Origin of the sequence: Streptomyces sp. NPDC021080, assembly GCF_044333225.1 — a bacterium.
In the GTDB taxonomy this organism is placed as follows: Bacteria; Actinomycetota; Actinomycetes; order Streptomycetales; family Streptomycetaceae; genus Streptomyces.
The window spans coordinates 162,285-173,020 of the sequence record NZ_JBIRQM010000010.1 but is presented as its reverse complement, the minus strand read 5'-3'; the positions used below and the strand labels follow the sequence as shown (position 1 = coordinate 173,020).

General features: G+C 69.4%; 13 protein-coding genes and 1 pseudogene. 12 read left to right on the top strand and 2 right to left on the bottom strand.

The window, feature by feature from the left end; all coding sequences use genetic code 11:
- Nucleotides 1-5: 5 nt before the first annotated feature.
- From lepB to ACH4S8_RS25165, 6 genes and pseudogenes are all read left to right on the top strand, one after another.
- Nucleotides 6-779 carry a signal peptidase I gene (lepB, locus tag ACH4S8_RS25190; RefSeq protein ID WP_398397682.1) on the top strand — a complete coding sequence of 258 codons (774 nt, stop codon included), beginning with the start codon at nucleotides 6-8 and terminating at the stop codon, nucleotides 777-779.
- On the top strand, nucleotides 769-1,293 hold the full coding sequence (locus tag ACH4S8_RS25185; protein WP_398397680.1) for an NUDIX hydrolase: 525 nt from the start codon (nucleotides 769-771) through the stop codon (nucleotides 1,291-1,293). Before lepB ends, ACH4S8_RS25185 begins: the two co-directional genes overlap by 11 nt.
- A 55-nt stretch (nucleotides 1,294-1,348) precedes the next feature.
- A complete protein-coding gene (locus ACH4S8_RS25180; protein WP_003965949.1) occupies nucleotides 1,349-1,657 on the top strand; it encodes a DUF2469 domain-containing protein in 309 nt (102 codons plus the stop codon).
- Nucleotides 1,658-1,885: 228 nt separating this feature from the next.
- Nucleotides 1,886-2,257, top strand: coding sequence for a YraN family protein (locus ACH4S8_RS25175; protein ID WP_398397678.1), 372 nt, complete (start codon nucleotides 1,886-1,888; stop codon nucleotides 2,255-2,257).
- Nucleotides 2,257-2,520: pseudogene (locus tag ACH4S8_RS25170) on the top strand (magnesium chelatase domain-containing protein); the annotation flags it as partial. The gene ACH4S8_RS25175 and the pseudogene ACH4S8_RS25170, both read left to right, overlap by 1 nt.
- 31 nt (nucleotides 2,521-2,551) lie before the next feature.
- Nucleotides 2,552-4,369 (top strand): recombinase family protein, encoded by a 1,818-nt coding sequence (locus ACH4S8_RS25165; protein WP_398397675.1) that lies wholly within the window; start codon nucleotides 2,552-2,554, stop codon nucleotides 4,367-4,369.
- 53 nt (nucleotides 4,370-4,422) lie between these two features.
- Here the strand turns inward: ACH4S8_RS25165 and ACH4S8_RS25160 are convergent, their stop codons facing one another.
- Nucleotides 4,423-5,496, bottom strand: a complete 1,074-nt coding sequence (locus ACH4S8_RS25160) for a tyrosine-type recombinase/integrase (RefSeq protein WP_398397673.1) — start codon at nucleotides 5,494-5,496, stop codon at nucleotides 4,423-4,425.
- Between the two features lie 114 nt (nucleotides 5,497-5,610).
- Between ACH4S8_RS25160 and ACH4S8_RS25155 the strand changes: the two genes are divergently transcribed.
- Nucleotides 5,611-5,895, top strand: coding sequence for a helix-turn-helix domain-containing protein (locus ACH4S8_RS25155; protein WP_398397671.1), 285 nt, complete (start codon nucleotides 5,611-5,613; stop codon nucleotides 5,893-5,895).
- On the opposite strand, the gene ACH4S8_RS25150 is transcribed toward ACH4S8_RS25155, so the two are convergent.
- On the bottom strand, nucleotides 5,892-6,332 hold the full coding sequence (locus tag ACH4S8_RS25150; RefSeq protein ID WP_398397669.1) for a hypothetical protein: 441 nt from the start codon (nucleotides 6,330-6,332) through the stop codon (nucleotides 5,892-5,894). The genes ACH4S8_RS25155 and ACH4S8_RS25150 overlap by 4 nt on opposite strands.
- A 377-nt stretch (nucleotides 6,333-6,709) precedes the next feature.
- Between ACH4S8_RS25150 and ACH4S8_RS25145 the strand changes: the two genes are divergently transcribed.
- The 5 genes from ACH4S8_RS25145 (at nucleotide 6,710) to ACH4S8_RS25125 (ending at nucleotide 10,736) form a co-directional block, all read left to right on the top strand.
- A complete protein-coding gene (locus tag ACH4S8_RS25145) occupies nucleotides 6,710-6,949 on the top strand; it encodes a helix-turn-helix transcriptional regulator (protein ID WP_398397667.1) in 240 nt (79 codons plus the stop codon).
- 289 nt (nucleotides 6,950-7,238) lie between these two features.
- Nucleotides 7,239-7,784, top strand: a complete 546-nt coding sequence (locus tag ACH4S8_RS25140; protein WP_398397665.1) for a hypothetical protein — start codon at nucleotides 7,239-7,241, stop codon at nucleotides 7,782-7,784.
- Nucleotides 7,785-7,786: 2 nt separating this feature from the next.
- Nucleotides 7,787-8,107: a hypothetical protein gene (locus ACH4S8_RS25135; RefSeq protein ID WP_398397663.1), complete on the top strand. Its 321-nt coding sequence runs from the start codon at nucleotides 7,787-7,789 to the stop codon at nucleotides 8,105-8,107.
- A gap of 200 nt (nucleotides 8,108-8,307) precedes the next feature.
- Nucleotides 8,308-8,706 carry a hypothetical protein gene (locus tag ACH4S8_RS25130; RefSeq protein WP_398397661.1) on the top strand — a complete coding sequence of 133 codons (399 nt, stop codon included), beginning with the start codon at nucleotides 8,308-8,310 and terminating at the stop codon, nucleotides 8,704-8,706.
- A complete protein-coding gene (locus ACH4S8_RS25125; RefSeq protein ID WP_398397659.1) occupies nucleotides 8,703-10,736 on the top strand; it encodes an AAA family ATPase in 2,034 nt (677 codons plus the stop codon). The genes ACH4S8_RS25130 and ACH4S8_RS25125 overlap by 4 nt, the downstream gene beginning before the upstream one ends.

Below are 10,736 nucleotides of genomic sequence, written 5' to 3'. Positions count from 1 at the left end.
GGCCCATGGGTGGCGAGAGCGCAACACGTACGGCCCCGCGCAGCGGCGGCACGGGCAAGGCCCCGGTGGGGAGCAGGACCGGACAGCGGCTGTCGGGGGTCGCGGTCGCGCTGGGTCTGGTGCTGTTCCTGGTCGGTTTCGCCTGGGCGGCGGTCGTCTACCGGCCGTACACCGTCCCCACGAGTTCGATGGCACCGACGATCAAGATCGGTGACCGGGTGCTGGCACAGCGCGTCGACGGCAGCGAGGTCCGCCGCGGTGACGTCGTCGTCTTCGACGACAAGACCTGGGTCACGGGCTCGTCCGTGGTCAAGCGCGTGGTCGCCGTCGGCGGCGACACCGTCTCCTGCTGCACCGACGGCAAGCTGACCGTCAACGGCAAGCAGATCGACGAATCGTATCTGCCCGAGGGAAGCCTCGCCGAGCTCACGGGCTTCCCCACCGTGAAGGTCCCCGCGGGACGGCTGTTCCTCCTGGGCGACGAGCGGCGGGGCTCCCTGGACTCCACCGCGCATCTGACGGACGCGGCCAGGGGCACCGTGGCGCGCGGGGCCGTCAGGGCCCGGGTCGATGCCATCGCCTGGCCGATGAACGGCATGCTCGCCCGCCCCGACGGCTTCAAGGAGCTCGGTGCCCTGTCCCGGCCGGGACCGCTCCCCACGATGATCGCCCTGGTGCTCGTGGGCGCCGTTCTCGTGCTCGGCGGAGCGGCGTACGGGCCCGTCGCCAAGCTGGCCGGACGGTCCCGCGCCCGTCAGGAGTCCGCCGGTGCCCGCTGAGGCGGCGGACGCGCACGAGGGCCTTGGCCGGGGCGGGTTCCGCAAGGTCGCCCGGGTCGTGCTGCTCGACCCGCAGGACCGCGTACTGCTGCTGCACGGCCACGAACCGGACGATCCCTCCGACCGCTGGTGGTTCACGCCCGGGGGCGGCCTGGAGGGCGACGAGACCCATGAGCGGGCGGCCCTGCGGGAACTCGTGGAGGAGACCGGGATCACCGAGGTCGAACTGGGCCCCGTGCTGTGGCGGCGGACCTGCTCGTTCCCGTTCGCGGGCAGGCGCTGGGACCAGGACGAGTGGTACTTCCTGGCCCGTACGGCCCAGACCGCCACGGCGGCCACGGGGCTGACGGAGCTGGAGCGGCGCAGCGTCGCCGGAGCGCGCTGGTGGACGTGCCGGGAACTGACCGAGACACATGAGACGGTGTATCCGACCAAGCTCGCCGGGCTGCTGCGCAGGGTGCTCGACGAGGGTCCCCCGGCCACGCCCGAGGTCCTCGACACGGAAATCGTCTAGGGGTGCCCGGGGCTGGCGCACAATGGGGGGACGCACGGCTGAAGGGGAACATGCCATGAGCGCCGAGGACCTCGAGAAGTACGAGACCGAGATGGAGCTGAAGCTCTATCGGGAGTACCGCGATGTCGTCGGTCTGTTCAAATATGTGATCGAGACCGAGCGGCGCTTCTATCTCACCAACGACTACGAGATGCAGGTGCATTCGGTCCAGGGTGAGGTGTTTTTCGAGGTGTCCATGGCGGATGCCTGGGTGTGGGACATGTACCGACCCGCCCGCTTCGTGAAACAGGTACGCGTCCTCACTTTCAAGGACGTGAACATCGAGGAGCTGAACAAGAGCGATCTGGAGCTGCCTGGCGGCTGAGACGCGGGCGGCTGCGGTCCGGGCGGCCTGCCCGGCGTGGACGAGCGGTGACCGTGATGCGCGGTGACCGCGGGTGCGTGGTGATCACGGCGAGCGAAGATCATGGTGAGCGGTGATCACGGCATGACTCGTACGGGTGACGGGGTTTTCCCCAGTCACCCGTACGTCCACCAAGATCCAACAGCTGGGTGACATGGCCTCAGTGTCGGTGCCGGAGGTGGTGCCGACATGAAGACATCCGAGGCACGCAAGGCACTGGGCGCCTACGGCGAGGAACTGGCCGTACGGCGGCTGACCGGGGCCGGCATGACGGTCCTGGCACGCAACTGGCGCTGCGACAGGACCGGCGAGATCGACATCGTGGCCCGGGACGGCGACACGGTGGTCGTCTGCGAGGTCAAGACCCGCAGGACGTGCTCGTTCCAGCATCCGATGGAGGCCGTCACCCCGGCCAAGGCCCGCCGGCTGCGCGGCCTGGCCGAACGCTGGCTCCAGGAACATGGCGGAGCCCCGCCGGGCGGTGTCCGCATCGACCTGGTCGGCGTCGTGCTCCCCGAGCGCGGCGCGCCCGTGGTCGAGCACGCGCGGGGGGTGGCCTGATGGGATTCGCGCGTACGTGTGCGGTGGCCCTCGTGGGTGTGGAGGGCGTCGTCGTCGAGGTCCAGGCCGACCTGGAGCCGGGCATCGCCGCCTTCGCACTGGTCGGGCTCCCCGACAAGAGCCTGTCGGAGAGCCGGGACCGGGTCAGGGCCGCGGTGGTCAATTCCGGCGCGTCCTGGCCGCAGAAGAAACTGACGGTGGGGCTGAGCCCGGCCTCCGTGCCCAAGGGCGGCTCCGGTTTCGATCTGTCAAGTACTGCCGCAAGACGCTTTTAAAGCGCTACCCTCACCTGCTATGAAGACCGAGCCTGCCGCCGGTGCCCGGCGACGTGTCGTGATCTACTGCCGCATCTCCGACGACCGGGAAGGCCGGCGCGAAGGCGTCGACCGGCAGGAGAAGGCGTGCCGAGACCGTGCCGCCCGCCTCGGCTGGGACGTCGTGAAGGTCCTGACAGACAACGACCTGAGCGCGTTCTCGGGCAAGCGCCGCCCGGCCTACGAGCGAATGCTCGAGATGCTCCGATCGGGTGAGGCTGACGCCGTGCTCGCCCTCACCTCCCGCCGACTGCAGCGCAACTGGCGCGACGCTTTCGAATTTTTGGACCTCGTCGAGGCGAAGGACATCGCGGTCGAGCTGGTGAAGTCCGGCACGGTGAACCTGGCCACCGCCGACGGCCGGCGTGAAGCTCGCCGCAAGGCCGTCGACGACCAGCACGAGAGCGAGGAGATCAGCGAGCGCGTGAAGGATGCCAAGCAGGACACCCTCCGTGCGGGCGCCTACAGGGGTGGCCCGCGTCCGTTCGGCTACGAAGCCGACGGCGTGACGCCCCGCTCGCTCGTATGCCCGCAGTGCGCCGCCACGGACGGGTTTGTCATCGAGCGCCAGGACGCTGAGACGGGCGCCGACTTCACCGTCACAGCCGTTTGCGGAGAGTGCGGAGCGGCCGCCGAGGTCGCGGAAGGGTCCGAAGCCTGGCACCTCGACAAGGCCATCGATGCCGTCATCGCAGGCGACTCGCTCCGGTCCATCTGCCTGGACTGGGCGCGCAAGGGCGTTCGCACGGTTCCGCGCCGCAAGCGCCTCGAAGACGGCACGCGCACCGAGCCCATCGCCCGAGAGTGGCAGGTAACGGAGCTGCGTCGGACGCTGCTGCGCCCGCGGAACGCTGGTCTTATCGATCACCAGGGCGAGATTGTCGGGAAGGCCGCGTGGCCGCCGCTGACGACCGAGGACAAGTGGCGGGCGGTGACGAGCATCCTGGGGCAGCCAGAGCGCCGTACAACGACCGGGAATGCCCGGAAGTGGCTCGGGTCCGGGCTGTACCTCTGCGGGGTCCTGGTGGCCGACTACAGGGCCGCAGACGGGCGGGAGTTCCTGCACCATGGGTTCGCTGACGATGACGATGCACGGCCGCTCTACGCCGCAGCCGACGATCCCGACGGCCAGCAGTGGACGCCCGAGAGGCTGGAGGCCGAGTTCGGGAAGCTGAAGGCGGGCAAGGCCGTGCCGGTCCCGCCGGGGCGCCGAGGCTGTCGGGAGACGATGCGCTGCTCCACTTCCGGGACGGGGTCAGGCCACGTGCACGTCGCGGCTTACCGATGCCGAGGGATGGTCCATCTCACCCGTACCGCCGAGTTGCTCGACGAGTATGTCGAGGCCGTCGCCATCGAACGGTTGAGTCGTCCGGATGCCGTGGCGCTGTTCGTGCCGAGCCCGAAGGTGGGGGAGTCCACGGAGCAACTGGCGGTGCGCGCCAGTACGTTGCGCGTGAAGCTCGACCAGTACAGCGTCGACTACGCCGACGATCTGATCACCAGGAAGCAGATGCTCGACGGCACGGCCCGCACCCGGTCCAAGCTCGCCGAGATCGAGGCGGAGATGACGAACCGGGCCACGGTGCCGGTGCTCGCCCGGCTGCCTCTCGGGACTCCTGAGATCGCCGAGGAATGGAAGAAGTACTCGTTGGAGCGCCGGCGGGGGATCATCGACGCCGTCATGACGGTGACGGTCCTGCCGTCGCGCCGCGGCCGGCCGAAGGGCTTCAAGCCGGGCGCGGGGGCAAAGTACTTCGACCCCAGCGCCGTGCGGATCGAGTGGAAGACGCCGGTGTGAGTTACTGAGCGGGGCCCGGACCGGAGCATCTGGTGCCGGGCCCCTTCGCTGTCTCAGGCTTCTCGGTTTTCAAGGCGCTCCGCCATGGCCGCGGCGACCTTGTAGGCCGGGTGCCCGTCGAGTCGGCCGCGGCGCCGGTTGTACCGCTGCGTTGTACGGGGGTCCCGGTGGCCGGCTGCGTCCTGCACCTCGTGCAGCGGGACTCCTGCGTCGAGCGCGTCGGTGATGAATCCGTGGCGGAGCGCGTGCGGTTTGATGCTCGAGGCCTGTGGCAACTCGGCGCGACGAGCGAGGACCCGCAGATGTTTCCACACCTCGGGCTCGGACCAGCGCCGTCCGCTGCTGGTGGTGAACAGCGGTCCCTCCGTGCGGCCGTCGAGGTGGGTGAGCAGTGCGTCCAGGGCGAGCGGCGGCACCGGTACGGCCTGGATCCGGCCGCCCTTGCGGCGCAGTGGCAGTGTGCGGTGGCCTCGGTCGTAGCCGAGCTGCTGCGCGTCGAGGGCGAGGACCTCGTCCACGCGGGGGCCGAGCAGGTAGAGCAGCGCCACCAGGGCATAGGAGCGGGGTGCCCAGGCGCGGGCGGCCTCGAGGAGCCGGGCGGTCTCGTCCTGGGTGAGTCCCTCGGTGGGGGAGTGGTCGGGGTCGATGTCAGGGCGGGCGACGGCGGCGAACGGGTCAGCGGGCGCGGCGCCGATCCGGGCCGCGTAGGTGTGGAAGCTGCCGGCGGCGGAGAGCGCCTGGGCGATCCCGGAGGGGGACAGCGGCGGGCCGGTGGGGGCGCTCTGGCCGCGTCGGCCGCCCTTGACCCGGGTGAGGGTCGGGGCGGTCTCCAGGTGCCGGGAGTAGGCGTCGGCGAGCGGCAGGGTGGCCCGCAGCGGGTGTGTCCCGGCGGAGCGGCAGTACGCCTCCCACGCGCGCAGGCGGCGGGCATACACGCGCCGGGTGTTGGCGGAGCGCTGCCGGGCGACCCAGGCGCCGGCGACGTCGGGCAGCGGGTCGTCGTCGCCGTAGTGGTCGGCGAGTTCGGCGCGGAGCGCGCGGGCTTCCTCGGGCCAGTCGTCGCGCGGGTCGCGGAATGCCGTCGAAAGTTCAGTGCCGGTGGTGGCCCGGGGTGCGGGCAGGGTCACGGCTCAACTCCCCTATAGGTATTGGATAACCGAGATTATCCAATACAAACACGATGGCCCTAGGGCCATGGGCGTTTCGGCGGGAAAGTAGCCTCGGTGCGTATCGTCGACTGTATGCAGATAGCAGTCAGGGAACGGCGCGTACCCCCGGCGGGGCTCGGGGAGGCGCTGCGCCAGGCGCGCGTGGATGCTGGCCTGTCTCAGGCCGCGGTGGCGGTAGCGATCGGCGTTCGACCGGACTACGTCAGCAAGTTGGAGCGCGGGGAACGATGTCCGTCCGCGCGGGTGGCGGAGTCCCTCGCCTCGGTGCTGGAGTTGAGCGCGGCCGGGACGGCTCTTCTGGCGGCTGCCGCTGTCCAGGATGCTGGCCGCAACCATCCAGCCCGCTCTACTGCCTAGCCGTCCGACTGTCCGCTGTCCTGATCTTCTCCACTGGCGGGGGGTCCGGGCGGCTTCCCGAAGTAGCGCATGTGTTCTTCTGCGGTCAGGGGGACGGAGGCTTCGGCCAGGGACTCCCACATCTCCAGCGTCTTCCTCAGCTTCGGCCCGGCCTCGGCGCCGGCGCGCCCTTTGACGCTGGGGCCGAGCCATTGTTCCTTTCGTGCCCTGGAGACCCATGTCCTGATGGTTTCCTGAGGCCGCCCGAAGTCCTCGGCCATGCGCTTGATCGCTCCCGAGGGCTGGCCGGGCTGCGTGTAGAACCAGTACCGGTAGGCGACCTCTTGAAGCAGTTGGTCGTCCACTGTGACGCGTCCGCCTTCGCGGATCTTTCGCACGACCTCGGTGTCGGCGAGGGGGCCTGGTGAGGTCAGGCCGGGCCCCAGTTCCGCGCGCACGAGGCGGAGCACCCTGCCGACGGGGACTTTCTGGAGAGTTCCGCCGGTGATCCCGCCCGCTGAGAGCGGCCCCCAGCTCACCTCAATGCGGGAGATGACCAAGCCCTGCGCGCCTCGCGAGACGTCACCAGATGCAAACCACTCGGCTGACGCTGGCTCGCACTCGAACGTCGCTACGAGGTCTGAGGGTCCCTCGCTGGCAACCGTCGACGTGCGAACTGTGAGGTCATCTCCAGCATTCACCATGTCTCCAGGGGTCACCTGGTGAGTATGTCCGCGCCGGAAACGACTAGTCAACTCACCACGTCAGATGAGATGACTCACCAAGTCATGTGAGGTGGCTTGAGTTCTCTCACCATCTTTGGTTACATGGCTACATGACCGCAACGGTGGCGGAGCAAATCCGCTCTCGGCTGCGCATCCGCGTTGACCTGCCGTCCCCGGACGAACGCCGGGAACTCAGGGAGAAGGCCGGACTGTCGCAGCAGGAACTTGCCGACGTCGTGGGCGCCACGCGTCAGGCCGTTGGCCATTGGGAAGCCGGTAACCGCACTCCGCGCGGGAAGTTGCTCGACCGATACGTCGAAGCGATCCGCGTATTGCGGGAGGCGGCGTGACCGCGCGAGAGAAGGCCGCCGCGGCTGCAGCGCGAGGTGACCAGGCGGGGGAGCGCTACTGGCTCTCTATCGCAGACACCGTCGACCAGGCCCCACCGCTCACACCCGAGCAGCTCAGCCGACTTCGTGTCCTGGTCGCGGTCGATTCCGCGCCGCAAGTAACGGCCGCATGAAACAGCCCCCAGCAGGACGGCAATCCCGCTGAGGGCCCACCCGATCCATGAAACGCCGAAGGCCCGGCGCACCTACGACAGCAGACCGGGCCCTCAACAGAACGGATGTCACCAGCATGGCACACCCCTTCACGGCTGGCACCGCCAGCACTACGCAGTCCGAGACGAGCCGCGGCAAGGTCCTCGCTGCCCTGCCCTACGCGGTACGGCAGGCCGCCGAGAACACTGGACTCTGCACCCCGGAGCAGGCAGACCAGATCGCCGCCGCCATGGCGGCCGAACTCAGCCAGCCCGCGCAGCCCGAGCAGTCCCCCGAGGTGACCCGCGCGCTCGCACAGATCGAACTCGACAAGCAGGCCGCGAAGGACGCCGGCCTCTGGGACGCCCAGTACGAGAAGTGCCTGAACACCTTCGGCGAGATGCTCATCGAGGCCAACGACGTCGACACCGTCCTCGAAGCCATCTTCCAGGCAATGGCCAACCAGATCGCGGCGGAGAACAACCTGCGGTTGGCGCGGGCGAACGCGAGCGCGGACGACCAGTTCGACGGACAGATCATCGTCTGGCCCGAGTCCGGGCTCGTCCTCGTCCCGCACAGCATGGGTGCGCACGAGGTCTTGGACCAGCTCCGCGGCCACCTCGCCGAGAAGGCGGGCGCCTGACCATGGCCATCTCGTACATCGACCGCGCCCAGTTCCTCGCCGCGGTGAAGGACCTGGGTGAGGGCGACGAGATCGCCGCCGCCACCTTCCAGCTCTTCCAGGAGATGGAGGCGAGCACGCCGGCACCGTGGGCCGACGCCGACCCGCACGCCGCCGAGATGTACCTCGTCGCCCGCGGCGCGACCCCGGAAGCCGCGGCCGTGAACGCGGCCGAGTTCGAGGTCAACTTCCGCGCCATCGTCGCCATGGGCACGGGCGAGCCGGTCCGTGAGTTCCAGCAGATCGTCGACTGGATCGCCGAGCACGTGGACGCTCGTCCGTGATCTCCCGTCCTGGCAACTGCCGTCCCTGCTCGGTCGCTTCGGCGGCCGGGCGGGGTGCGGCGGCCGGGCAGTTCAACCCGCTTCCCCATCCGCGCGAGGCTGAAGAACCGCTCCCTGCGACCTCGCCGTTGCGACAGGACAAGCACGTGAACAACCCCACGCCCGACCGAGGGACCACAGGTGTAGCGAGCCCCATCGCCATGGCCACCGACCCGGTAGCGCTGTGGGCGTCGAGCGCCGTGACACAGCTTCTCGACGGCCAGGACGACCCGCCCAAGTACGGCTCCACCGCGTGGCGGGAACTGCCCGGCGACGACCCTCGCAGGGGCGCCGCGATCATCACCGCCGCCGAATGGTGGCGGCGCTACGGCGACGAGGACGAACTGTTGAGCTGGTTCCGCGACGCCTCCCGGACCCGCGAGTCTCTGGCCGGCCGGAAGACCCTCGCCGAGCTCGACGCCCTGGCAACGCCGAAACCGCGCCCGGTTCAGGCCACCGACGGGTGGCCGCCCGTCGCTGTGCCCGGTCGGCCCGGCTGGTATCGGCATCTTGTCGACGGCCAGCAGGTCGACGTCCAGCGGACGGACGTGGCCGCGTGAGCGCGTTCGAGCGCGTCATGTACGCGCTGCGAGACCACGGCGAGAACGTTCTCCACCGTGGTGGCACCGCCCGCACCCGCGGCCTCTGCCACGACGGCGACGCACCCGACACGGTGTCCATCGGTGTCGGCCAGGACAAGCGCGTCCTGATCCATTGCCACAAGGATTGCCCCGTCGAGGACTTCCTCGCCCCGCTCAACCTCGCTGTGGCAGACCTGCACGACGAGCCGAAGGCACGCAACGGGAGCCTCGGCACCCGGGTCAAGACGTGGACGTACAAGCGGGTTGACGGCAGTGTCGTCCAGTACGTCCACAAGTACTTCCCCAAGGACTTCAGGCCCGAGCTCCCCGGTGGCGAGATCAAGAGCCCGCCCAAGGAAGAGCGGGTCTTGCTCTATCTCCCTGAGGTGCGCGCCCAGGCCGAGGCCGGCGGGGTCATCACCCTGTGCGAGGGAGAGACCGACGTCGACAACGCCATCAAGGCGGGCGCTGTCGCCACCACCATGCCGGGCGGCGCGGGCATGGGCTGGCAAGAGCGGTACACCGACATGCTGCGTGGCGCCAGCGAAGTGCGCATCGTTTCCGACCAGGATCCAAACGGCGAAGGAATGAAGCACGCCCGTAAGGTGGCTGCTTCCCTCGGCCGCGCTGGTATCCCGTGGCGGGTCTACCTCCCAGCCGCTGGCAAAGACCTCTCAGACCACCTGGCGACCGGCGCCACTCTTGACGACCTGATCGAGGTGCGGGATGAGGAAGAAGCCCCCGCCGAGGAACCCGGGTCGGAGGCGCTCGATCCCGAGACGACGACGTCCGAGGAGTATTTCGAGGCGGCCGTCGACCGCATGCTCGGCGATCTCCTCGACACCGACGGCCTCGATGGGATCAAGCCGCTCGAACCCCTCGTCGGCGACCTGCTCGCCCTGAACACCCTGTCCCGGGTGATCGGCCCGTCCGGCACCTTCAAGAGCTTCGTCCTGCTGGACATGGCCGGGCACGTCGGCACGGGCACGAAGTGGCACGGCCACTACGTCCGGCAGGGCACCGTCGTCTACCTCGTCGCCGAGGGCGAGCAGGGCATCCGCAAGCGCGTCCGCGCCTGGGAGCAGCACCGCGGCATGCGCATGGACCACGTCCGCTTCCTGCCCCGCCCGGTACAGGCAGCCAGCCCCGAGTGGGACGTGCTGATCGAGGCCATGCGCCGCGTCGCGCCCGCCCTGATCGTCATCGACACCCAGGCCCGCGTCACCCTCGGCGTCGAGGAGAACTCCAACACCGAGATGGGCAAGGTCGTCGACCGCATGGACCAACTGCGGTCCTCAACCGGTGCCTGCGTGACGCTGGTCCACCACACCGGTCACGTCGGCGAGCACGGCCGCGGCGCCTCCGCGGTCAAAGGCGCGCTGCAGTCCGAGCTGGTCATCTCCCGCAAGGGCGACCGCATCCCGAACACCGTCCTCACGATCAAGTCCGGCAAGCAGAAGGACGAGGACCAGGACGGCGACATCCAGTTCGGTCTGAAGAAGATCTCTCTCAACGGCGAGCACAAGCCCGACGGGCGACCGGTGACGTCCCTTGTCCTGGTCTCGCTCGACACGCCGCAGGACGGCCCGCGACCGGCTCCCGAGGGCAGCGTTGAGTGGATCGTCCAGCGGCTCGACCAGGCGGGCGTGCCCAGCGACTACGGGCGCCGGCGGCTTGCCGAGGAATGTCAGCGGCTCGGATTCCGGGCCCGCAACGAGAAGCTGAACGAGGTTGCACGGATCCGTAAGGAGCGGTCCCCGGACCGGTCCCCGGCAACTTCCGGCGAAATGGTCCCCATCCCGGGGACCGGATCAGAAGAAACCAGAGGTCAGACCGGTCCCGGACCGGATGGGGACCGCTTCGGGACCGCACCAAACAAACCGGTGGTCCCCGCCCCCTCTCTAGGGAGGGGACCAGTGGTGAACGAGGGACCGGTGTGCGCCGTCTGCCACACCCGCCTCGACGCCGACTTGGCAGCCTGCGGCTACGACACCCACGTCGGGTGCTGA